The 24,320-nt window shown below is 41.7% G+C and carries 18 protein-coding genes; 8 read left to right on the plus strand and 10 right to left on the minus strand.

The window, feature by feature from the left end:
* Positions 1-32: 32 nt before the first annotated feature.
* The 3 genes from BIZ38_RS06345 to BIZ38_RS06355 all read left to right on the plus strand — a co-directional run bounded on the left by BIZ38_RS06345 (position 33) and on the right by BIZ38_RS06355 (position 5,546).
* Complete coding sequence (locus BIZ38_RS06345) at positions 33-1,640, plus strand: lytic polysaccharide monooxygenase (protein ID WP_187489859.1); 1,608 nt, start codon at positions 33-35, stop codon at positions 1,638-1,640.
* Between the two features lie 65 nt (positions 1,641-1,705).
* Positions 1,706-4,339 carry a glycosyl hydrolase family 18 protein gene (locus BIZ38_RS06350; RefSeq protein WP_138619790.1) on the plus strand — a complete coding sequence of 878 codons (2,634 nt, stop codon included), beginning with the start codon at positions 1,706-1,708 and terminating at the stop codon, positions 4,337-4,339.
* Between the two features lie 454 nt (positions 4,340-4,793).
* Positions 4,794-5,546: a substrate-binding periplasmic protein gene (locus BIZ38_RS06355; protein WP_054553453.1), complete on the plus strand. Its 753-nt coding sequence runs from the start codon at positions 4,794-4,796 to the stop codon at positions 5,544-5,546.
* 18 nt (positions 5,547-5,564) lie between these two features.
* On the opposite strand, the gene BIZ38_RS06360 is transcribed toward BIZ38_RS06355, so the two are convergent.
* The 3 genes from BIZ38_RS06360 to BIZ38_RS06370 all read right to left on the minus strand — a co-directional run bounded on the left by BIZ38_RS06360 (position 5,565) and on the right by BIZ38_RS06370 (position 8,597).
* A complete protein-coding gene (locus BIZ38_RS06360; protein WP_187489860.1) occupies positions 5,565-7,070 on the minus strand; it encodes a T6SS phospholipase effector Tle1-like catalytic domain-containing protein in 1,506 nt (501 codons plus the stop codon).
* 129 nt (positions 7,071-7,199) lie between these two features.
* Positions 7,200-7,601, minus strand: a complete 402-nt coding sequence (locus BIZ38_RS06365; RefSeq protein ID WP_054553455.1) for an Hpt domain-containing protein — start codon at positions 7,599-7,601, stop codon at positions 7,200-7,202.
* A 54-nt stretch (positions 7,602-7,655) separates the two neighbouring features.
* The gene (locus BIZ38_RS06370) at positions 7,656-8,597 is read right to left on the minus strand and encodes a diguanylate cyclase (RefSeq protein WP_138619788.1); all 942 of its coding nucleotides are present in this window, start codon (positions 8,595-8,597) and stop codon (positions 7,656-7,658) included.
* A 145-nt stretch (positions 8,598-8,742) separates the two neighbouring features.
* On the opposite strand from BIZ38_RS06370, the gene BIZ38_RS06375 reads away from it, so the two are divergent.
* On the plus strand, positions 8,743-11,190 hold the full coding sequence (locus BIZ38_RS06375; RefSeq protein ID WP_228290654.1) for an EAL domain-containing protein: 2,448 nt from the start codon (positions 8,743-8,745) through the stop codon (positions 11,188-11,190).
* On the opposite strand, the gene BIZ38_RS06380 is transcribed toward BIZ38_RS06375, so the two are convergent.
* From BIZ38_RS06380 to BIZ38_RS06390, 3 genes are all read right to left on the minus strand, one after another.
* The gene (locus tag BIZ38_RS06380; protein WP_138619787.1) at positions 11,187-11,759 is read right to left on the minus strand and encodes a manganese efflux pump MntP family protein; all 573 of its coding nucleotides are present in this window, start codon (positions 11,757-11,759) and stop codon (positions 11,187-11,189) included. The genes BIZ38_RS06375 and BIZ38_RS06380 overlap by 4 nt on opposite strands.
* A gap of 85 nt (positions 11,760-11,844) precedes the next feature.
* Positions 11,845-13,974, minus strand: coding sequence for a hypothetical protein (locus BIZ38_RS06385; RefSeq protein ID WP_187489861.1), 2,130 nt, complete (start codon positions 13,972-13,974; stop codon positions 11,845-11,847).
* Positions 13,975-14,094: 120 nt separating this feature from the next.
* A complete protein-coding gene (locus BIZ38_RS06390; RefSeq protein WP_187489862.1) occupies positions 14,095-15,399 on the minus strand; it encodes an NAD(P)/FAD-dependent oxidoreductase in 1,305 nt (434 codons plus the stop codon).
* A 258-nt stretch (positions 15,400-15,657) separates the two neighbouring features.
* Here BIZ38_RS06390 and BIZ38_RS06395 point away from each other — a divergent pair, with 258 nt between their 5' ends.
* Entirely contained in the window at positions 15,658-17,592 is a 1,935-nt protein-coding gene (locus BIZ38_RS06395; protein ID WP_187489863.1) for an ATP-dependent DNA helicase RecQ, read from the plus strand.
* A 7-nt stretch (positions 17,593-17,599) separates the two neighbouring features.
* Here the strand turns inward: BIZ38_RS06395 and BIZ38_RS06400 are convergent, their stop codons facing one another.
* From BIZ38_RS06400 to BIZ38_RS06415, 4 genes are all read right to left on the minus strand, one after another.
* Positions 17,600-18,520 (minus strand): nucleotidyl transferase AbiEii/AbiGii toxin family protein, encoded by a 921-nt coding sequence (locus tag BIZ38_RS06400; RefSeq protein WP_187489864.1) that lies wholly within the window; start codon positions 18,518-18,520, stop codon positions 17,600-17,602.
* 1 nt (position 18,521) lies between these two features.
* A complete protein-coding gene (gene abiEi / locus BIZ38_RS06405; RefSeq protein ID WP_138599381.1) occupies positions 18,522-19,046 on the minus strand; it encodes a type IV toxin-antitoxin system AbiEi family antitoxin in 525 nt (174 codons plus the stop codon).
* Between the two features lie 111 nt (positions 19,047-19,157).
* Complete coding sequence (locus BIZ38_RS06410) at positions 19,158-20,525, minus strand: TrkH family potassium uptake protein (protein ID WP_187489865.1); 1,368 nt, start codon at positions 20,523-20,525, stop codon at positions 19,158-19,160.
* Positions 20,522-21,181 carry a potassium channel family protein gene (locus BIZ38_RS06415; RefSeq protein WP_054553462.1) on the minus strand — a complete coding sequence of 220 codons (660 nt, stop codon included), beginning with the start codon at positions 21,179-21,181 and terminating at the stop codon, positions 20,522-20,524. The genes BIZ38_RS06410 and BIZ38_RS06415 overlap by 4 nt, the downstream gene beginning before the upstream one ends.
* A gap of 177 nt (positions 21,182-21,358) precedes the next feature.
* Here BIZ38_RS06415 and BIZ38_RS06420 point away from each other — a divergent pair, with 177 nt between their 5' ends.
* The 3 genes from BIZ38_RS06420 (at position 21,359) to BIZ38_RS06430 (ending at position 24,320) form a co-directional block, all read left to right on the plus strand.
* Positions 21,359-22,663, plus strand: a complete 1,305-nt coding sequence (locus BIZ38_RS06420; RefSeq protein ID WP_262387563.1) for a DUF4118 domain-containing protein — start codon at positions 21,359-21,361, stop codon at positions 22,661-22,663.
* Entirely contained in the window at positions 22,656-23,324 is a 669-nt protein-coding gene (locus BIZ38_RS06425; RefSeq protein ID WP_187489866.1) for a response regulator, read from the plus strand. Before BIZ38_RS06420 ends, BIZ38_RS06425 begins: the two co-directional genes overlap by 8 nt.
* A 126-nt stretch (positions 23,325-23,450) precedes the next feature.
* Positions 23,451-24,320 (plus strand): diguanylate cyclase, encoded by an 870-nt coding sequence (locus BIZ38_RS06430; RefSeq protein WP_161804351.1) that lies wholly within the window; start codon positions 23,451-23,453, stop codon positions 24,318-24,320.

Raw genomic sequence — 24,320 nt, forward strand, 5'->3', positions numbered from 1 at the left:
CTTTGCTCCGCATTTCTACAGCGAGAACAACAATGAAAGTAATGAAATCAAAGGCATTGTCTTTATCGGCAGTGGCAACCAGCATGCTGCTTGCCTGTGCATCAAGCCATGTGAATGCCCACGGATTTTTAGAAAGCCCGAAGGCTCGTCAAGCGATATGTAATGCTGATGGTGGGTACTGGTGGCCTGCTGATGGCAGTGGTATTCCTAACCTTGCTTGTCGTGCAGCGTTTGTTGAAGCAGGGCATGTACAGTTTGTTCAAGACATTGAATTTTCAGCTAATACCATTGATTACACAAGCCTTGATGCAGTAAAGCAAAGCGTGCCTGATGGCCGATTATGTGCCGCAGGCGACCCTGAAAAACGCGGTATGGATTTACCTTCAGCACATTGGCAACGCAGTGAGGTTATTCCTAATGCGAATGGCGATATTTTAGTGCGTTTTTTAGCAAGTACGCCGCATAACCCGAGTTTTTGGCAGTTTTATTTAACAAAACCGGGCTTTGATAGTGCCACTCAAGTACTTACTTGGGATGACCTAGAGCTTGTTGAAGAATACGGTAATCTTGATTTTAGCATTGATGCTAACAACGGCCGTTACTATGAAATGAGCGTGTCGATTCCACAAGGGCGCAGTGGCGATGCCATTTTATACACGCGTTGGCAACGAGATGATGCCGGTGGCGAAGGCTTCTACAACTGTAGCGATATTAATATTGTCAGCGATGCGACCCCGACAGAGCCAAGCGATTGGGCAGCAATTAGCTACTTTGTTCGTCAAGGACAAGACGCTGAGGTTGGCGGTAGAGTGTCAGCGAGGTTATTTGATGAAAATGGCCAAGAGTTACTCACTCAACAAATGCAGATCACAGCTGATAACCAAGCTAATTGGCAGGCTGAATTTGCAGCACTGTTAAACCTTAATTACGCGCACTTAGTTAATATTGGCGTGCAAAATAGCGCTGGAGATATTGCCTTTGATGCGTCTGATTTAATGACTAATCAGGTCTTTACAACGAATGCAAATTACAGCTTTGCACTAAGCGTACAAGCGGCTCCTGACAATACCGCGCCAATTATTCATCAACCAGATGACCTTCAAGTCGAAGAAGAAAGCAGCACCGCGATACACCTACACGCCTTTGATGATCAACAAAGCACATTAACTTATAGCTGGGATGTACCTGCACCACTGAGCTTTACGGGTAGCGATGCCAACATCACGCTAAATGCCCCCTCTGTAGATGCTGATACAAGCTACACCGTAAGAGTATCGGTGTCAGATGGCGAGCTCACAAGCCAAGTAAGTTTTACCGTGACTGTGCTCAATAGCACTGTGGTCGACCCTGATCCAGTTGATCCGAGCGTGCCTGCTTGGAATAGCACAAGCCAATACAACACAGGCGATAAAGTGAGTTTCAACGGCGGAGTTTACAGTGCGAAATGGTGGAACCAAGGCGCACAACCAGACAGTAGTGATGCATGGCAGCTTGAATCAGGCAGTGCATCAATCGAGTGGAACAGCGGCAAAGCCTATCAAGGCGGCGACGAAGTAACTTATCAAGGACAGCGCTATCGAGCGCAGTGGTGGACCCAAGGAGATGTACCGGGTGCCAGCCAAGTATGGACAGAAATCTAAAGTTTTGTAGTTCAAACTTTATCAATAACAGCGTAACGCTATATAAAAACAGATAAGAGAGAATCATGAATATAAAACAATTAAGCGCAGCCATTGGTGTTGCACTCTTTGCAAGTGCAGCGAATGCAGCACCTTCAACACCAACCATTATTTGGGAGCCACAAGAGTACTCATTTGTTGAGGTTGATCTTGAAGGTACAGGCTCATACAAGAGCTTAGTGAACCGCGTTGATGAAGTCACTATCAGCATTGAATGGAACGCATGGAGTGGTGATGGCGGCGACAGCTATAAAGTGTACTTCGATGATATGTTGGTTAATGAAGGGTCACTTGCAGCAGGCACTAAAAGTGGTGTTATTAGCTTCCCGTATGATAAAGCAGGTCGTCACACATTATATGTAGAACTATGTGAAGGCGGTACCACCTGTGCTCGCAGTGAAGGTAAGCCAATTGTTATTGCCGATACAGATGGCGGTCACTTAGCGCCATTGCCGATGGATTATGATCCAAACAACCAAGATATTGGCACCAAAGATGGTCTTGTTACCGGTGCCTACTTTGTTGAATGGGGTATTTATGGTCGCGATTTCGACGTAACCAATATACCAGCACAAAACCTCAGTCATATCTTGTATGGGTTTATTCCAATTTGTGGACCTAATGACTCGTTAACAGGTGGCCCTAAAAACGCGTTAAATACTGCCTGTGCGGGTTCGCAAGATTTTGAAGTTGTGATCCACGACCCATGGGCTGCGATTCAAAAAGCGCTACCGGGTGTTGATAGTAATGACCCAATTCGTGGTACATATTCGCAGTTAATGGCGTTAAAGCAGCGCTATCCTGATCTGAAAATTTTACCATCAGTGGGTGGTTGGACTTTATCAGACCCATTTGCCTACTTTACCGATAAAGCAAATCGCGACACGTTTGTGGCATCAATGGAAGAGTTTTTAAGAACGTGGAAGTTCTACGACGGTGTTGATATTGACTGGGAATACCCGGGTGGTCAGGGTGCTAATCCAAACTTAGGCGACCCAGTTGCTGACGGCCCTGCATACGTTGCGTTAATGCAAGAGCTGCGCGCAATGCTTGATAAGCTTGAAGCCGAGACAGGTCGTGAGTATGAATTAACATCAGCGATTGGTGCGGGTTACGACAAAATTGAAGATGTTGATTATTCACAAGCTCAACAATATATGGATTACATTTTCTTAATGAGCTATGACTACTATGGTGCATGGAGCAATGTGACAGGCCATCAGGCTGCGCTTTATTGTTCATCGCATTTCCGTGTTGGTCAGTGTGATGGCACGGGTGTTGATGAAGAAGGCGTTCCATATAAAGGCCCTGCTTACACAACTGATAACGCAGTGCAAAATCTACTTGCGCAAAACGTACCATCGAAGAAAATCGTGGTAGGTGCCGCTATGTATGGCCGTGGCTGGGAAGGCGTTTATCCAGAAAATGCCACTATCGCTGATAACCCTATGACAGCACCGGGCAACGGCAAACTTAAAGGCACTACAGCGCAAGGCGTATGGGAAGATGGTGTAATTGATTATAAAGGCATCAAAACTTACATGCTGGGCGCTGCAGAAAATGGCATCAATGGGTTTGAAACAGGTTATGACGAACAAGCCGAAGCCGCTTATGTATGGAACCGCAGTAACGGTAAATTAATTACATACGATAACCGTCGTTCTGTTTTGGCAAAAGGTGCTTATGTTAATCAATATAATCTAGGTGGTCTGTTTGCATGGGAAATTGACGCTGATAATGGCGATATTCTTAACGCTATGCACGAAGCGCTTGGTGGCACAGTAACTGAGCCTAGCAATAGAGCGCCGGTTCTATCTGTATTAAGCGCAGTATCTGTTAACTCTGGCGAAAGTGTATCTGTGTCTGCATCAGCAACAGATGCGGATAACGATCCGCTAAGCTTTAGCTGGACAGCTGACAGTGCGTTAACAGTAAGCGGTGAAAATTCAAATACCCTAGTTATCACAGCGCCATCAGTGACTGCTGATACGCAATACACGGTTGCTGTGAGTGTGAGCGATGGCGAGGCAAGTGTAAGCCGTAACGTTACTGTTAATGTTGTAGCACCAACGACAGGCGAGAACCAAGCACCAGTGGTTGCAGCAATTACTGATAAAACAGTGGCAGAAGACGCGAGTGTGGCTGTGGCGGTTTCGGCATCTGATGCTGATGGCGATGCACTTTCATACAGCTGGACAGTACCAGCAGGCTTAACGTTAGTGGGCTCAGGTGCTGATGTGAGCTTACAAGCGGGCAGCGTTGATGCAGATACAAGTTATGTTGTGTCGGTTTCAGTAAGCGATGGTCAAACTGCTACAGCAGTGAGCTTTAATGTTACTGTGACAGATTCTGGTACAACAACTCCGCCAGATGGTGAAACCACATGGGATGCAGCGGCGACTTATGTTGGTGGTGATACGGTGATTTATAACGGCGTAGAGTACACCGCTAAGTGGTGGACACAAGGTGAGCGCCCTGATTTAGGCGGCCCATGGGAGGCAACTTCACAACCAACCGATGGGAACGGTGATGTTGTGTGGCAAGCTGCAGGTATCTACAACGGTGGTGACCAAGTCACTCACCAAGGTAATAAATACGAAGCGAAATGGTGGACTCAAGGAGACGAGCCAGGCGTCGCGGATGTATGGAAAGCACTTTAAGTGTAACAACCACATTTAATGCCCATCATTAAAATGTGATTTCCCTTTAAAGCAGCCGCATGGCTGCTTTTTTGTGGGGGAAGTAGGTTGGGTAGAACGGAGTGAAACCCAACATAATCCATGTAAACCTTTTCAAATTTCTTATCTTCAGACGCGCGAAACAAGTTTCACGCCTACGGGGGAAAACATAGGCGCTGGGGCGTGATGTAAAAACTCTGCTACAGACTCGTATCTCGCACCTCGAATCTCTTAACTTTACTCTTTCCCCTTGAAACTCGCTAACTTAAGACATTTCCCGGCTAAAGCCAGTCATACGGGCTGCCACCTCGCATTTCGGAACTTTCCCCTTAAAACTTACTAACTTTCTGTTTCTCATTTCATACACTGATCTTTCAGGCATTATCAACCATACTTGAATAATATGATCTGTAAGTATTTAAGCTAAGGTGGATAAATGAGGTTAAGCGTGTTGTTTTTACTTACCGTTTTTGTATTTAGTAACTCGGTATTTAGCTGCGATAAAACCTTAAAAGTGGGAATTAGTCAGCAGTGGGCGCCTTATGTCTTTACGCAAAACGGTGAACTCACCGGCATAGATATCGATGTGGTCAACTTAGTACTAAATGAGGCAGGGTTTTGTGCAACATACGTCGTCATGCCTTCATCTAAACGCGGGTTTACAGAGCTTAAACACGGTAAAGTCGATTTACTACCTGCCGCAAGTTATAGCACAGAGCGTGACTCTTTTAGTTTTTTTTCAGAGCCTTACCGTAATGAAGTGATGCGCTTGTTTTGGTATCCTCATGGCCGGTTAGAGTCTTTAGACTTGCAAGGTTTGCTCGAACATCAGCAAGTTATTTTAACTAACAGCGGGAGCTACTTTGGATCTGACTTTACTCATTTAAAAGAAGAACCAAAGTATAAAGAGCTACTCGTTACTGTACCCTCTTTGCGCCAGCGGCTAGCTATGCTGGTTGCTAAGCGGGTCGATTTTTTTGTTGATGATGAATTAGCCGGTTTATATTTAATTCAAAAAAATAACCAGCAGGGGATCGAGTTGCATCCGTATATTGTCAATAATGACAGCGTCCATTTTATGCTGAGTGAAACAACCCTTTTAGCAGAAGACAGAGCAGCTATTAACTCAGCAATTATAAACAACCAGCAAGCGATAACCGAGATTATCGCTCGCTATGTTAAGCACTAAGCTAGCCTAATCACTAAATTATCCTAAACGAGTCACACGCAATTTAATTCGCCCCGCATTCGCCCCATAAAAGCGGTTTAGGTCGTTGGCAAAAGGACAAAACTCACCTGATTTAGCAATACGAATATCAGCACCCTCAGCAATTTCAAATAAATGATCGTCGTTGTTATCGATAGCACCAATTAGCGCAAACCATTGTGCGTGGGGTAAACGTCTAAATGGTTCAAGCAAGGCCATTGGGATTTCTTTCACCCCAAGTTGGATATTGTCGCGGTGCCAACCTGCAGGTCCGCAACTAATGCCGTCGTCATACCAAGTTTGCTCTGGGTAAGGCGTAAATCGGTACGTGCCACCTTGCTCTAACATTAAGCCTGTGTGATTGTACTTTTCAGCGCCATACACAAACACATCTTTACTTTCGTCTATGCCCAACACCGTCATATTTTGTTTATCAAGCGCAATATGTGGGCTTAAGCCTTTAAATTTCAAGCGGGTTTCATCGCTATAAAGTACATCGTAATGAAGGCTTTTTAACGACTCCGGACGATAGCTCGTTAGGCGATTAATGCGCTCTGCTACTGTGTAATGAATGGTTGGTGCGAGCGTGCTTTGTTCGTTATCAACCAATACACAGCATTCGCGATCTACCAGTTTGAACAACGGGTTAAACCAAAAATAGTTTTGCTGATGACTAAGAGCCAGCGGATCTGGGGTAACGGTTACATCATCTTGTGCAATGAGGTTACGATGCTCTTCTGGGAGCAGAGTGTTGTAATTGATATCCGCGCTGGTAAGTAAGTTTAATGCAACGGTTTGTTCAATCAGCCACTCAATCGCATAGCGCAGACAAATGTCTGCTAAGCCATCACGATAATAGCCGCCACCCACATCAGAATGGGCGCCTGCAAACCAGATCTCTTGCACATGCGGTGCACTGTTTATAAGTGTGGGTTCAAATGCACGGCGTTTTTCATCAAGTGCCACGCAATGAAGGGCAGCTTTTATATTGCTTGCTAGTGTGTAGTTTTCAAAAATGACATGCTCAGCACCGCGGGTTGCTTTTGTTACTTTCGAAAAGCCTATTGATGCAACGGTATCGAATACACATAAGTACACATCATCACTGATAAGTGGCTCTAAACATTTGGCAAAGCGCCTAGCAAGAGCAGCACCGCGGCTAAAACCAGTTAGAAGTACCTTGTCGCCTACATTGTAATAGCTTTTAAAGTCGCCCATAGCCCGGTTTAAAATGCTGGCAACATCATCACCTCTTGGCGCAAGGGCTTGATTGAATAAACGTCGAAAGCGACTACCTTGGGTGCCTATACCTTGATAATAAAAGCTAAGTTGAGTTGGAAATGGTGTTGCGGGTTCGCTATTGAGTGCGCCGCCAAACAATAAATGAAGTTTAAGAATATTAGAAATACTGGCGTCTTCTTTGAAATGTGCGGCGCTGAATTGTTCAGCATCACGAGGCTCACTGCCTGTGCCATCAAAGTTGAAAATCAGCGTTTTAGCGGTCATAGCGTCATTCCTTTAGTGGTTTGTATAAACATACTCCCACTTTATGAAAATTTGAAGACAAAGATTCACCTAGACGAGCATTTTTGATGCTACGCTAACGTGGTTGCTAAACTAAAACTAAGTGGTTTATCAAGAGGTGTATTTTTGTAAGATTGTCAGTAATACTTGGTAGTCTTTTTTTATTTCAAATAATTTCGATTGTATCTCCTCAAAAGGGTGACGCTCATTGGCGATTAATACAATTAATTCGCTTAGGTGTTGATCTAATCTTGTAGCACCTAAATCGCCGCAGGCTCCTTTAAGTGAATAACTGGCTGATGTAGTTGTTTTAAAGTCTCTGTTCTGTATGGACTGAGATAGTGACGCTAATTTGACATGAGAACTATCTAAAAACATTTTGCTTACTCTAATGAGCAAGACCTCATTGTTCATGAGTCGGTAAAGTGCAGCTTTTTTATTCCAATGGTTCAATTCTAAACTTTCGCTTTTCGAGTTTGTTGTTTGCTGCTTCCCTGACATCTCACTGTTCATTTTTTATTTGCCTTTATAGTTATGTCATTTTGAAAAAATCTACAAAAATTTAAATTATTCACTGGTTGCGATAATACAAACGCAGCGATTTCTTCCTTGTTGTTTAGCCTGATATAGCGCTGTATCTGCACTGTTGATTAAATTTTCTGGAGTAAAATTTTTATCATCTGACAGTGTTGCGCTTCCCACGCTTATCGAGACTATTCCTGACTCTGTAGTTGGGTGTTTAATAGCTAGATTTTTAATGTTGGCCAATAGCTTATGAGCAATAAACTGTGCTCCTTGAATATCGGTATCAGGTAAAATACAGAGGAATTCTTCACCACCGTAGCGAATAGTTGTGTCTGTTGGTCGGTTAATACTATTTTTGATTTCTGTAGCTACTTTTATTAAGCAGTTGTCGCCTTGTTGATGTCCAAGCTGATCGTTGTATTGTTTAAACCAGTCTATATCGATCATCAGCACAGATAGTGCCTGACTATGACGTTTCGCAAGTAATAGATTTTGCGTCAGAGTCGTATTTAAAGAACGGCGGTTTTTTAATCCCGTTAGGCTGTCTTGCTGTGTCTGTTGTTTTAAAAGATCTGCTTGTTTCTTTAATGTCAGGTGTGCAGTCACTCTGTTTAGAAGGGTTACACCATAGACTGGCTTAGTTACAAAATCCACAGCGCCTGCTTGCCAGCATTGGTTTTGATCTTCTTGATCCATAATTGCAGTGATGAATATAACCGGAATATCTTTATAAGAAGGGTGAGCTTTTAGCTCTTTACACACATCAAGACCACTCATAGACCCTAACATGACATCTAACAATATTAGATCGGGTTTAATAGAGTCACAAACAGACATCACTTCTTCACCACAATTAATCGTGTGGGTTTTAAAATGTGATGCTAGTAGGCCTTCAATGACAGTCGCATTGATTGGCTCGTCATCGACTATCAAAATGATGGAATCATCAATCAGTTTGTTGTTATTTACTTCATTAGATTGCAAATTATCTTCTCCCTGAGTGTTGATTAAGCATAGACTGAATTTTTAGAATTTCTACAACTAAAGAATGGAAAATTATATTTTTTATTGGCGCTACTGATGAGATAGGACTAGAGTTTTTTTAGTTACATTAATTGAGGTCATAGTCTTGCTTTTTTCTCATCTAAATAATCGGCAGAGTAAAATACTCGTTGTTGATGATGAACCTACAAGTCTATTGGTGATGACTGAGGCTCTTGGTGATTTAGGTGAAGTTATTGGATGTGCGTCAGGAGTTGAAGCCTTAGGTGTAGCATTTTCATTCAGGCCCGATATTATTTTACTTGATATTGAAATGCCAAATATGAATGGCTTCGAAGTATGCAAAGCAATTAAACAAAACCCACTAACAGCCCTATCAATCGTTATTTTTGTTACCTCGCATAATGAACAAATATTTGAGTATCAGAGTTTTGAGAATGGTGGAGTTGATTTAATTCATAAGCCTGTAGACTTAAATCTATGTCGGTTGAGAATAGTAAATCATCTAAAAATGAAGCAACAGGAAGCGCAAATAAGTACTGCAAAAGATGACGTTGCGGCACTAATAGCTCAAGTTCCGGTATTTATTTCTTATTGGTCAGTGCAAGAGCTAAACCTTTTTAATAATGACATGACTTGTCAGTGGTTTGCCGTAAGTGGCAATGAGATGATTGGCCACAGAGCTAAAGATATTCTTCCTGATGATCTATACCTTGCTTTGCATAACTGTTTAGAAGAGCAAAAGCCGCAGGAAGTGTTAAATGTACCGTTTGTCGATCCGAGCGATAATATTGAGCATGTTAGGGCACAAATTAATTTACAATTTCATGAAGGACAAGCGGTAGGCGTTATATTGACGCTTACGGATATAACATCAATTAAGCGCACTAAAAAGTTATTAGCTGCTGAGTCTGAGCGATTGCGAGTAATGCTCAACTCGATTGGTGATGCGGTTATCGCAACAGATAATGAAGCCCATATTACGTTTATGAATCCCATTGCTGAAAAGCTAACGGGTTATTCAGCACAGCAGGCTCAGGCAAAACATATTGATGACGTGATGAAGTTGACTGATGCGTATTCAGGACAAAACCTAGTTAATCCTATCCTACTTGCTTTGCGAGAAAATCGTATTGTTGCTATGTCGTTAAATACCCAATTAACAGCATTAGATAACCGTGTTTATCGAGTCGAAGATTCTGCTGCGCCAATTCGTGATGATGATGGTCGTGTCAGTGGTGGGATCATCGTTTTTCACGATGTTAGTGAGTCAGTGGCAATGGCAGTTAAAATGAGTCACCTTGCTAATCATGACTTACTAACCGACTTGCCTAATCGAGTCTTGCTTTATGATAGAGTCTCCCATGCTTGCAAAGTAGCCAAGAGCAAGGAGCAACAAGTTGCTTTAATTTTAATTGATATTGATCATTTTAAATACTTGAATGACACACTTGGTCATCAACAAGGTGATTTAATAATTAAACTTGTTGCGAAGCGATTAGAATCTTTAATTGATTTAAACTACACATTAGCGCGGATCGGCGGTGATGAATTTGCGATATTAATCCCTGAAATAAAGCTAACATCAATTATTGATGTGATTGCTACTGACATCATTAATACAATGAGTGAACCATTCAAAATTGATGAACAACCTTATATTTTGTCAGTGAGTGTAGGTATTAGCATTTATCCTAGAGAATCAGTGACAGCAGAAGATATGATGACTCATGCTGATGCCGCTATGTATAAAGCGAAAGAGCAAGGGCGTAATCGCTTTTGTTATTACTCAGATGATTTAGAGCATCAGTTTAAACAGCGCCAAAGTGTTGAAAAACTGATTCGTACTTCGATAGAAAACGACAAGATAGAAGTTTATTATCAACCCAAGGTCGCACTGGGTTCACAAAAAATAGTCGGTGTTGAAGCACTTGTTCGGTTACGAGATACTAATAATCAAATTATATTGCCAGTTGAATTTATTCCTTTAGCTGAAGAGACTGGACTTATTAACGCTCTTGGTGAGTCAGTTTTAAAGCAAAGTTGTTACGCAGCAAAGGAGTGGTTAGATAAAGGCTTTCGTATCAAGGTTGCTGTCAATATTTCAGCAAAACAGTTTACGGATAAAAACTTTTGCAACTTTGTGGCGCAAACTCTCCAAATGTCGGGCTTACCGAGTGAATTGCTCGAATTAGAAGTTACAGAAAGTGCGTTAATGGAAGATTTTGAAGTAACTAAGAGCATGCTGAATGATTTAGCGGTGCTTGGCCTGACTATTGCGATTGATGATTTTGGAACGGGTTATTCCAGTCTTTCATATTTAAAGCTTTTTCCGGTCGATGTTTTAAAAGTAGATCAATCATTTGTTAGAGACATGATGGTTGATTCGCAGAGTATGGATATAGTCAAGACAATAACAAGCTTAGCTCATTCATTAAGTCTATTAATTGTTGCCGAGGGAGTAGAAGAAAAACAGCACCTAAATAAGTTGATCGATTTAGGCTGTGAACTTGGGCAGGGGTACTATTTTTATAAGCCCATGCCCAAAGAAGAGTTTGATAAGCTATTAGTTTAAGTCACGGTATGGCTGTATAGGATGCCACAGCCGATAAAAATAAGTGCAACACCGCCAATTGCTTCGGCTTTTTTGCCTACCCAGCCACTCATTACGTTACCAAGTAGCGCGCCGATGGTAACCATAATTGTGGTTGCTAGGCCTATCATGGCGGCAGCTAAGTAAATATTCACTTTCATGAAAGCAAGGCTGATACCTACTGTCATCGCATCGATACTGGTGCCAACGGCAGTTAGTAGTGTGGCAATGAAAGAGCGCTTGGTATTCGGTGCAAGTTCTTCTTCATCGTCGTCATCTTCTTTACGACTCTCTAGCAACATATGAATGCCTAAACCCACTAACAACACAAAAGCAATCCAGTGATCAAAGGCTTCAACGTAATCTGCACCGGCACTGCCAATCAGCCAGCCAACAATCGGTGCGATAGCTTCGATACAGCCAAACAATAAACCAAGCTTGATTGCACTCAGAACACGAGGATTTTTAAGTGTACTGCCTTTGGTGATTGAAGCTGCAAAAGCATCAGTCGACATTGCAAGCGACAAAACGCTTAGCGTAATAATATTCAATTTTTGCGCCCCACAAAAAGTGGGCATTATACGCGGCTAAGCCGTAAACAGATAGGTTAATTTGCGGCTCAAATTAGTAAGGGGCTTAATAAGCGCTGTACTGATAGTTATTCATTACAGTGCCATCTTTGGGTGCAAGTTTTGGCTCAAGTTTAATAAGCTCTTCATAAACATCAGGAACAAAAACTTTTAGACGCGCGGCACGACGAAAGTGGTTAGGCTCATATTGCTCAATAAGTTTTAATGCGCTTGGCATATAGTCTGCGAGGGTTTGCGTGTTATAGCTTTGCTCCAGTGCTTGGTCGAGAATATCAAGCCCAGGTTTAGAAAAATCATGCGTAACTGCAAGGCTCATTAAAAACTTAACTGCTGCATTTGAATGCATGCTTGCATAAAAATACATATCGTTGTTTTGCATGTCTTTTAATGAAAAATCAAAGCCGTTATCAGCTAACAATTGCCATTGTACTAATGGTAACTTAGTAAATACAAAAAGATTTTCAGGTGCAGTTGGGTCGACTCTGTTTTGCCAAATAGATGTTAATTGTTGAGTGTTTTCTACTGTTGCTGCGAGCAACATATCTGTCTGGTGGGTACTCAGTTTTGCTGTTTGGGTGATACTGGCAATGGTATTAAAGTCTTTTTCAATAATTGCTTCTTTGTAGGTTTGGTACTGCGTTGAGGTTTGATATTTATAATCATTTAAATGCAAGAATTGCCAATTATGAACCTGCACAGGGTCGATGGCTTGAAGGGTGTCGAGGGTAAGTAAGCCTTGTTGCGCTTCGAGTGTTTCTAATTCTTTGAGTGCTTGAGAGCGTGTTTTTATCGCTTCTAGCGAATAAATCCGCTGATCTATCGTTTCACACTCAGGAGATACTTTTTTGGCTTGCTGTTTTTGTAGTTCATAGGCGCTGAGTGCTTTTGATATTGCAGAGTTATCTTTTTCTTTACGTTTAAATGCTAGGTTATTTGGGATTAGCTTTAAATCTATAAACTGAGAAAAAGCATCATTAGCAACTTGGTCGCCAACAAATAAAAGGCTACTCGGTAAGAATGAAGATTTAAGCATCAGCAGCCTATCGTTCGGTGTGTCGCGCACAAGCTCGCCGTGAGCTCGATAACCTTTATTTTTTAGATAACTTAGTGTTTCTAAGTGTTTGCTCTCTAGTGGCTGCACTTCGCTATTCGAGCTGCCTTTTAGGTTTACAATGGCAATATCCATAGCCGTAAATACATTTGGCTGATTAGTGGGCTCAATACCTCGCTCACTTAATAACTTTAAAATTGGCACGTTAAATTCACTCACAGCGACATCTGCAAGGTTTAAATACAGTTGTTCATCGATAAAGTCATCACTCATTGCTGTAGGCGAGCCGTTTAGCTGTGCTGTTTGAGAGATGAGCGCTGTTAGGTAATCATTAGGTAAGTTGCTTTTTAAAGCCACAGCAATGTCGTTAACAGTAAACTCTTTGCTAGATATTGCGTTTTCAAACTCAGTTAAACTAAGCGCATGAGCATTAACAAGAAACAAAATAGATGGTGAAATGAGCCTTGATGGGCCGATTTTAAACGGCGTTTTTAAATAGGTATTAAAATCATCGTTGTTATCCAATAGTTTGTACAATGCTGTTTTGTTTACTTGCTCAGGTATTGGCACATTAAACATCATTGAGCCAGTATTTTGACTAAGGGGTTCATTAATTGCCGTTAGTTGATTGATTGTATCTATATCAAAATAATCAATGACCTCAAGCCCTTGCCAGTTTTTTAATATGCCAACTGATGAGGCATATTGAAATTGCTGTTCTGCATTTTGTTTGATGGCGTTAATAACTAAGGTATTAAATGAACGGTAGGATATTTTCACCAACTCTGAATAACTTAAAACATCTTCAAGGGAGTCGCCGTCTTTTAGTGCTTGTTTAATCGCTGCTTCTATTTGACTGTGATCAGCTGCAGCTTGAGTGGCTTTTAAACTTTGTTGCTTACACTGGCGTTTGGCTAGCTGGAGTTTAGCCAGCTTTGATGCTTTGCTATTAGGCTGGTTTGATGGTTTAAAGAGGCTCGTAGCGTTATTTTGTTTAGCTGTAGCAGCAGTAGATGTTGATATTTCACTGCTTATCGCTTCGATGGGTGTGGGTTTATCTAATATCAGGTAGGTACCAAAGGCACAAACCCCTGCAAAAACGGTTAGCGAAATACCTTTTTTCATCTTCAATCCATGGATTTATCTTGCCTGAAGTGTATGACTTTGTAGAGTGATGTCAATTACCTAGGGACGAAGTGCATAAATAGCCGACAAACAACTAATTTGCCGGCTTTATGCCGTAGCTTAATGCAGTTTCATTTTTGGCCTAACAACGCGGAGTACTTTTTCGCTGATCCACAGTGCAAAAGTTTTTGCACTGCCATGGATAGCACGTTGATGCATACGATAGAGCGAAATATACATAAATCGCGCTATTTTACCCTCTATAAAAAAGCTATTACTGGTTAGGTTGCCCATTAAACTGCCTACCGTGCTGTAGCGTGACAAGTTAACTAAAGAGCCATGATCACTGTAGGTAAAAGCACTGAGTGGCTGGCCTTTGAGTGTGGCTATTAGATTTTTTTCAACACATTGTGCCATTTGATGAGCCGATTGCGCTCTGGGTGGCACTTGTGTGCCATCTTCTTGAGTAAATGCACAGCAATCACCAATCACAAAAATATCGTCGTTAACGCTACTTTGCAGATATTGGTTCACCTTAATTTGGTTATTGCGGGTGAGCTCAAAGATACCAATATCTTTAATGAAATCAGGTGCTTTTACACCCGCAGCCCAAACCATAATGTCGGCTTTGATATGTTCATCGTTTTTGGTAATAAAGCTGTTTTCTGTGGCTTCTTTTACTTGCGTGCCTTCGCGGACTGTTACTCCTAATTTAACCAGTTCACGCTTAGCTGAGTTTGCAATGCGCTCGGGTAATGCGGGCAAAATTCGCGGCCCCGCTTCAATTAAATCAATGTGTAAGCGTTTCGCGGTCATTTTATTAAGGCCATACATTTTTAGCATGTCTGACACATGATAAAGCTCTGCCGACAGCTCAACCCCGGTTGCACCACCTCCCACTATAGCAATGGTTAAAGAATGCTGTGGGTCGTCATCTTGATGTAAACGGGTGAAGTTATCGAGTAGAGCATGCTGAAAGCGTTCAGCTTGTTGGTTTGAATCAAGGTAAAAACAGTGCTTGTTAACACCTGGGGTATTAAAGTCGTTACTAACACTGCCTATAGCAAGTACAAGGTAGTCATAACTGACTTGGCGCTCAGGTAAAATACGGTGGCCAAGTTCGTCTTTTAACTCACTTAAAGTGATAGTTTTGTTGGTTTGATCTAAGTGGCAAAAGCTGCCGAGTTGAAAATTATAATGATGTTTTGCTGCATGAGCTGAGTATACAACGCCGTCTAAATCGGCATCAATCGACCCCGTCGCTACTTCATGAAGTAACGGCTTCCAAATATGGCTGCGGTTTTTATCGATTAAAAGTATCTCTGCTTGGCGCTTTTTCCCGAGTTTGTGTCCTAATTGTGTTGCTAGTTCTAAGCCACCAGCGCCACCACCGATTATCACGATTTTAGGAGGTTGGTTAATCATTACGTTGCCCTCAAAAGTATAATACCTAAACACTCTTGCGAAAAAGCGCTTAGGTATTGCAAGTCCATCCATCAATACCCCATGGCAACGCGCCCATTGTGCGCCTTTTTACTGGTTTTGTCAGTACCTGTTAAGAACAATATAGTGCGCTTAGTTATATCAATGGCCTTGGGAGATTGAGTTAAACACGTTAACATGGCTAATTCGCAGTAAGAGACCTATCATTACCTGAAAAGGGAATGAAAGTGAGGGATCAGGATGACTACACCACTACACACTTCGTTGAATCAATACTTTGGCTTTAATGAGTTTCGCCAAGGTCAGCAACAAACCATTGAGCAGTTATTAAACCAGCAATCGTCGTTGGCAATTTTTCCAACTGGCTCAGGTAAATCTTTGTGCTATCAATTAACCGCATTGCACTTACCCAACTTGACCTTAGTGGTATCGCCATTATTGGCACTGATGAAAGATCAAATCAGCTTTTTAAATAGCAAAGGTATTTACGCGGCAAGCCTTGATTCAAGCCAAACCAGTGAGCAAAGCCATACGGTAATGAGTGATGTGCGAGCAGGGAAGGTGAAAATTTTAATGGTCTCAGTTGAGCGTTTTAAGAATGAGCGCTTTCGTGAATTTATTAAACAAGTGCCTATTTCGATGCTGGTGGTTGATGAAGCGCACTGTATATCTGAATGGGGCCACAACTTTAGGCCTGACTACTTAAAACTGCCGCGCTATCGTGAAGAGCTTAATATTCCGTTGGTATTGCTACTTACCGCCACCGCAACTAAAAAAGTAAAGCGCGATATGTGTGAGCGTTTTGCCATTGCCCCAGAGCGTGTAGTGCAAACTGGCTTTTACCGAAGCAACCTCGATTTATCAGTGCTCAGTGTTGCAAGCCAAGAAAAACTTCAGCAATTAGCAAATATCATAGCCAGCCAACAAGGGGCAGGGATTGTCTATGTCACCTTACAGCATACCGCTGAGCAAGTGGCCGAAGGCTTGGCAAGAGCGGGCTTTAATGCAGTGGCCTATCATGCAGGCCTTGAGGATGATAAACGCTGGCAAATTCAAGATGATTTTATGGCGGGTAAAATCAATATCGTCGTGGCAACTATTGCTTTTGGGATGGGGGTTGATAAGTCTGATATTCGTTTTGTGATCCACTATGATTTGCCAAAATCGATTGAAAATTATAGCCAAGAGATTGGCCGTGCAGGGCGAGATGGTGCGCCATCAAACTGTTTTACCCTAGCAAACCTTGATGGCTTAAATACCGTTGAGAACTTTGTTTATGCCGACACGCCCGAGCAAAGTGGGATTGACTATGTCATTAATAACATTCGCAACGAACAAACGAACAACCAGTGGGAAATGCAAGAGTACAGCTTATCGAGCGAAAGTAATATTCGTGCTTTAGCGTTAAAAACCTTACTGGTGCAGTTAGAAATGCAAGGGGCTATTACGCCTTTATATGCTTATTACGCCGATTTTAAATATAAGTTTTTAACGGATCAAAACGAGCTACTTAGCCAGTTTGATACTGACCGACAAGCGTTTTTACAACAGGTATTCAAACACACTGAGTTTAAGAAAATTTGGGGCACACTTAATTTTGATGCGTTAACCCGTGCCACTCAAGTTGATAGAAAACGTGTGGTTGCAGCGCTCGATTATTTGGCCGAGAAAGGTCATATAGCCCTTGAAACTAAACGTATTACGCAAGTGTATGAGGTGAATAACTCGGTAATAAACCACGCAGATTTAGCACCGCAACTTCACCAATATTTTATCGAAAAAGAACAGGCCGAAATTAAACGTATCGCCACTTTAGTGCGCTTTTTTGAGCTAGATAGCTGCTTAAGTTATAACTTAGCCCGCTATTTTGATGACCAACATGCACCCCAGCAATGTGGCCATTGTTCAGTGTGTAGAGGACAGCAAGTAAAGCTTAGCTATTCATTAGTGCATCAAATGCCTGAGCAAAATGTGATTGCCAGTAAAGTTGCAGAGCTTAAACAGCACTTAGCCGCCAAAGGGATTAGTGATGTCAGCATCGATACTCAGTGCCGCTTTTTAGCGGGCATGAGCGTGCCTTTATTTACTCGTAATAAAGTCAGACAGCTTTCAGGTTTTGGCCTTTGCGAGCAACAACGATACAGTGACATTAAAGCCCTGCTACAGCAGTTGTAGCAGGGTCTTACATTTTAAAATCAGGCTCTGTAGCTTCGGTAAACATTTTTGACAGAACTGTCTTGAATAACTCTGTCAGGGTGTTTTGTAAGTACAACTGAAACTTTTCTTTACCGAGAGTTCTATCGAATACTTCGGTATCTAAAAAGCGTTTCATTTCACCGATAAACTCAGGGCTCGTGGTAAGTTCGGGTAACCTATCAATTAAATGAGAAAGCATGGACTGATATTGCTCAAGTTGATAGTCAGCAACTTTATTTTTAACTAGTTCAATATCTAATTGAGCCCCTTGCTGTTGCAACCAAGCAAGATCCCAAATGTCTCGATGTCGCACATACTTTGTTGTGGCTGGTAATGAAATTATTTTGTCAGCCATCACCTCATCGAGTGTTTCAGCTAAGATCAGTGTATCGCTGTATCCATCAGGCAGAAAATCATAGTTCACATTCAGTGGTAAAGGCTGTTTTGTGTAGGCCGGAATATTGGCAACTTCTAACTTAATTTTTTGTTTGGGTAAATCCTTTCTTTGTGGTGCAGTTACTACTGCAACTTGCCACTTATCAATTTTTAATTCTGAGTATTTAGGGTCTTTTTTTAACTCTTTCGGTTCTTTAACTGTCACCTCAAGGCCATATCTTTCGCCAATATACTTTTCAATACATGCTTTGATATCTTTTAACATGAATGAATTGAATTCTTTACCACCAGCAAAATCTAAATCTTCACTAAAGCGATTTCCGCCGTAACATAATCTTAAAGAAGTACCTCCTTGAAATACCAGCTTATCAAGAAATCCACCTCTTTCGAGAGCAAATAGGATGTCGTAATGCAATAACTCTTTTTCTATAACAGCTCGCATATGAGAAACATTTGTGGTTTGCATAGCGAGATTTACTAGTTGCGCAAAGTTCTCTTGTTCAGTTTTCATCTTATGCTTCCTCTGCAATTAAATGAGTATTTCGGCCAACTCTTTTTAAATCCCTTAGAGCAGTATTTTTCGTTGCAAATCTCAAAGAGCGATCTGTTTTCATTGTGTTTTCTAGAATGTCTAAACGGTCTCGCTTAGTGTGAGTAAATTCAATTGTACCAAAAGGCGTTTTATATTCACCCGAGCGTCCTGTTGTCATAATGGTCAATCTGCCAACGGGGATTTGTGAAATAATTCCATACTCTGAAAGTGCAGACTCTAAACTAACGTAATTGTACTCACCACGGCGGATTGTTTTTGCAATTAGCTCCAGCGTATCACTTCCTTTTGACTGAGCAAGAGCGTAAATAAAAATGCCATTTGCAACTCTAATTAAAAAGCCATCATCGATGAGTCGAGAAATCCCCGCTCTCAAGCTCCTATTAGTATCATCAAAAAAAATCTTTGCAAAATCAGACATTGTAAAAATATAACGTCCTTGTTTATCAAATTCTGATAGCTTTTTGATTGCATCTGACTTTTTCAATTTATTTCTCAAGTAATGATTAATGGCATATTTATATGTCATTATTGTAGACTTATTTTAGTGCTTTTCAAGTTCACAAATTTAACACTAAAAAGTGTCAAAATTGTACACTTAACCAATTTGAATACTGGTAGTCGGGTAGGTCAAAGGTTGGCTGTGCTGGCGAGTAAAACAATAAGCAAAGGTTAATGGCCCAACCCGACCTATCAGCATCAGCAGTATGATGATGAGCTGACTAGGCGCACTTAAATCCCCAGTTATACCTCGCGAAAGGCCTACGGTACTGAGTGCCGAAATTGCCTCAAAGGTGATATCAAGTAACGACCCTTGTTCAAGCTTAGTGATGATCATAATGCTGGTAAAAGCGATAAATAAGTACAGTATCATGACGCTTAATGCCTTGATCACTAACTTGTCGCTCAGCTGGCGGTTAAACACGGTAACCGTGGTTTGCTGTTTTAAATAGCTGCGCATTGCTAAAATTAGGATCACAAAGGTGCCTAGTTTTATGCCGCTCGCCGTACTGACTGAACCACCGCCAATCACCATCAGCAGCATAGTCAAAAGCGTTGAATCTTGACTCAAACCATCAATCGGTAGGGTATTAAATCCTGCTGTACGAGGAGTCACCGCTTGAAACCAAGCCGTTAATATTTGCTCAGACGTTGATAGCGGCGCTAATGTCGTCGGATTGGCGTGTTCAAAGAAAAAAATCAATATAAATGCGATGCAGTTGAGCACTAAGGTGGCAATTAACACCAGGCGGGTATTGGTCGATAGTAATGACCAGCGCTTTTGTTTGTAGATATCAATCAGTACAGTAAACCCTAAACCACCGATGATAAACAAAGCGGTGATCACTACGTTTACGGTTATATCGCCCTTGAATGCCGATAAGCTATCGCCACTTAACGCAAAGCCCGCATTATTGAACGCCGAAATCGTATAAAACAGACTGTGATAGGCGCTTTTTAGTGCGCCATAGTCATCGAACCAACTAATAAAGAGTAAGCAAAATGCCACCGACTCAATCACTAATGAATACACTAAAACATACTTAGCAACTTTGATCACCGAGGTTAAATCGTTAGTGTCAAAAGCGCGGCTAGCGAGTAAGCGTTGTTGTAAGCCTAGGGTTTTTCCTAAACTTAGTATTGAAATCACCGCCACGGTCATAAAGCCAATGCCACCTATTTGAATCAGCAGCATGACCACGCTTTGACCAAATACAGTCAGATCAGTACCTGTGTCGATGACCACCAGCCCTGTTACTGTAACCGCAGAGGTTGCCGTAAATAATGCATCGAGCCAGCTGATCGGTTGGGTGCTTGCCATTGGTAGCATAAGCAAGCCCGTGCCGAGCATAATTAACACAATAAAGCCGATAGTAAGCACTAAAGGTGGGTTTATTTTTTGCCGCTTACGGCACTTTACACCGCTAAATTGTTTTGGATAAACGTTGGCTTGCCAGTTGATCATAATGCACGAAACCGTTTTGCTAATTTAGTTAAGTAAGTTTTAGAGCCCAGTAGCACCAGACTATCGCCGTGACGCAGTTCGGTGTCGTTAGTCAGCTCTGTATTGAAGTAATCATCACGTCGTAGTGTGAGTGGTTTAATATCGCTATTACGTTCTTTGAGCAGCCAGCCAATTTTGCGACCTGAAAGCTGCAGATCAATGCCTAGTTCAACAATAAACGTGGATTGGTTAAGCGGGAAATATTGATTAACCATTGGGTAGTTAAGCGCTTGCGCAACCCTCACGCCCATTTCTTCTTCAGGGTGAATTATGCGGTCAACGCCAAGTTTACTTAGTATTTGATGGTGGCTTTTAGTACAGGCTTTTACCCAAATTTGCTTTACGCCTAAGTTTTTTAAGTGCAATACACATAAAATACTGGCTTCAATATTCTCGCCAATGGCCACCAATACGGCTTGGCAACTGGGTAAATCGAGCCGTGCTAATTGTGTTTCATCACTGGCATCAACCACCACGGTAAAACTGAGTTGGTCGGCATAGTGATTAACGGTGCTTTCGCTAATATCGGCGGCACACACTGTATGACCTTGTTTTGAAAGTTCTAAACAGGCGGTTACGCCAAAACGTCCTAATCCGATTACTGCAAACTGAGCCATAGTCTTTCTCGCTATTGTGGGTACGCGCTAAATGCTAATGGCAAAAAAACAGAAGTCTCTAGAGAGCTTGAAAGCTTTATAAAGATTTTATGCCGAGATAAAAAAACTTTATAAAAACTTTATAGTGACAAAATTGAAAACCCTTTAATCTAATAGGGATAAACAATAAGTGAAAAGATGATGCAGTCAGTATTCAAAATACAGTATTTAAAAGCCGCATTTTTAAGTGTGTTGATGCCACTTGTCGTGGTGCTTGCGATATTCCCATTTCGAGAACTGTTTACAACCACCGATATTGTGATGCTTCAGCTTTTGTGGGTGACATGGGTTGCGGTGCGCAGTAATCGCCGTGTTGCAGCGCTTACCACCTTGGTGAGTGTTGCCTGCACGGACTGGTTTTATGTGGTGCCGTATTTTACTTTTCATATCGAAAATATTGAATATGTGGTCACCTTTTTGGTGATGTTGATTGTGGGTTTAGTGATAAGCCACTTAGCCGGGGAGCTCAATACTAAGGTTCGCGATGTGCAAGCCCATGCAAGTAATAGTCGCTTATTGTATGAGTTAGCAAAAAAGCTTAATGATCTCGATAGCCTTGAGGAGCAAAAGCAGCTGTTTTTAACAACCATGACCGCGCATTTAAAGGTTGCGTGTGATTGGCAGCTAACAGCGTCAAAGCAGTTTATTTATTTAAACGAACAACAAGCGGAATTTGGCGGTATTGCGTTTGCTAAAGCGCTAAATGCAGAGCAACAGGCTTTGGCGAATACAGCGTGTTCTTTACTGTATCAGGTTCAAGAAAAAACCTTATTACGCGAGCAATCAGCGGCGATAAAAGTACAGGCGGAGCTAGAGAGGTCAAAAAACACCTTGTTGCGCAGTTTATCCCATGACTTACGCACGCCATTAGCGACCATTATGGGCGCATCAAGCATGTTGGCTGATGATAATATCCAATTAAGCTCTGAGGTTATTAAAGAGCAAGCAGCTAACATTTATGAGCAAAGTAAAATACTTAATCAACACTTTGATAAAGTCATGGAGCTCAGTAAAGTTAATAAGTTAGCTGAGAATATTAAATGGCAAAAACTGCCTATTTTGACCTTAATTAGCGAAGCAAAATCTCGTCGTCAGCAGCAACTACAAAACTTTAAACTGAGCATCGAGGCTCAGCAACAAAGCATCTGTTTTGGCGATGAAACCCTACTAGAAATTGCCTTTGCCAATATGCTCGAGAACGCAGCTCGTTACGGAGATGGTTCGGCGAATATGCAATTTATTGAAACACACAATGAATATCAAATTGTGCTAACCAATCCTTTTGCGAATAAGCATGAGACGAGTCAAGATGAAGGCGTTGGTTTGGGGAGTGTGATCTGCGATGTGGTTGCTAAATGTCATCAAGGGCGCTTTGAATTAACCCTCAATGAGCAAACAAAGCAAGCAACAGCTATATTAATTTGGAGTAACAGTCGTGGCTAATATTTTGGTTTTAGAGGATTCACCACCTCTGCAAAGTTTTTTAAAAACACTATTAAAAGCCAGTGATCATGAAGTTAGTGTGTGCGCCAAAGGGCTTGATGCGTTTGCACTATTAAGCCAGCAGCAGTTTGATTTAGTGCTGCTTGATTTAGGCTTGCTCGATATGGATGGGCAAGATTGGCTGGTGGAGTTTAGGCAGTGGAGCCTGCTCCCTGTATTAGTACTTTCTGCACGCGACGGCGAAACAGAAAAAGTCACCGCCCTTGATAACGGCGCCAACGATTATCTAACCAAACCATTTAGTGCAAACGAATTACTAGCGCGCATTCGGGTGCTACTTCGCACACAAACAACACCCAGCCTAACTTTGCAATGTGGCGATATTCACATCGACCCACATAAGCACATGGTCCGTAAAGGCGCTGAAGAAGTCAAACTAACTAAAAAAGAGTACGCTATTTTACTGTTGTTGTTTCAGCAAAAAGATAAGGTGTTAACGCATAACGCTATTTTATCTGAAGTGTGGGGAGAGCAGTATATTAACCGTCCTGAGTACGTGCGAGTACATATTGGTCAGTTAAGACAAAAACTTGAACAAAATGCGGCGAGCCCTAAACATATCTTAACCGAGCCCGCCGTAGGTTACCGCTTAGTTGAATAAACTATCTCTTTACCTCGCTTTGGGTTGAGTTTGTAACATTCCTTAGGTACTGTTTTAGATAATAATAATAAAGCGGAACTCCCTTCATTGGCCATGCATCAAATTAACAGACAAGGTATTAGTTCATTGTCGAATACACAGCTCGAAGATGTGATTGCAGAAATTGAGCAAGCTATTGAGTGGCACCAGTCATGGTATAAAAACTTATTAAGGTGTCTAATTGCAGATACTCCCGCAAATGAACAAGATTTAGCAGATAATGCTCATAACTTTTGTCGCTTTGGGCAGTGGTTTAATAAGCTACCTGATCAGACTATAAAGCTTCACCCTCACTTTTCTGAAATCGCTTCTGCACATAAAAAAATGCATCAAGGAGCGAAAGTCTTGTTGTCGTTAAAAGAGTCTAAGACTGTTATTCCAGTAAACTTATTAGACCAATTTCATGCGGATTTAGATAGATTACGCGAGTTATTTGACTGCCTTATCGATGAGTTTACTGAAGTGCTTCACACACGCGACCCTTTAACGGGTGCATCAAATCGTACGAACTTATTAGAAAACCTGCAAAAAGAACACGAGCTGTGTAAGCGCAAATCACTAAGCTGCGCACTGATAATGATCGACCTTGATCACTTTAAGCAAGTAAATGATGAATTTGGTCATGCTGCGGGCGATAAGGTGTTAATAGCCCTCGTGAAATGCATTAAATCTCAGCTAAGAAAATACGATCAATTATATCGCTATGGTGGCGAAGAGTTTTTAGTCTGCTTACCACAAACAGAGCTTGATGATGCTAAGTCATTTTCTGAACGGCTAAGAGCTGGCGTTGAGGCTTTAAAAATCGACATTAGCAACGATAATCACATTAATGTTACAGGCTCATTTGGCGTAACGCTGATAAGCGCCGATGATAATATTGAAACGGCAATCGAAAGGGCCGATGAAGCTATGTATCAAGCTAAAAAGTCAGGCCGCAATCGAGTGTGTGTGGCTTAA

It is taken from the genome of Pseudoalteromonas sp. BZK2, assembly GCF_014349195.1.
Lineage (GTDB): Bacteria > Pseudomonadota > Gammaproteobacteria > Enterobacterales > Alteromonadaceae > Pseudoalteromonas > Pseudoalteromonas simplex.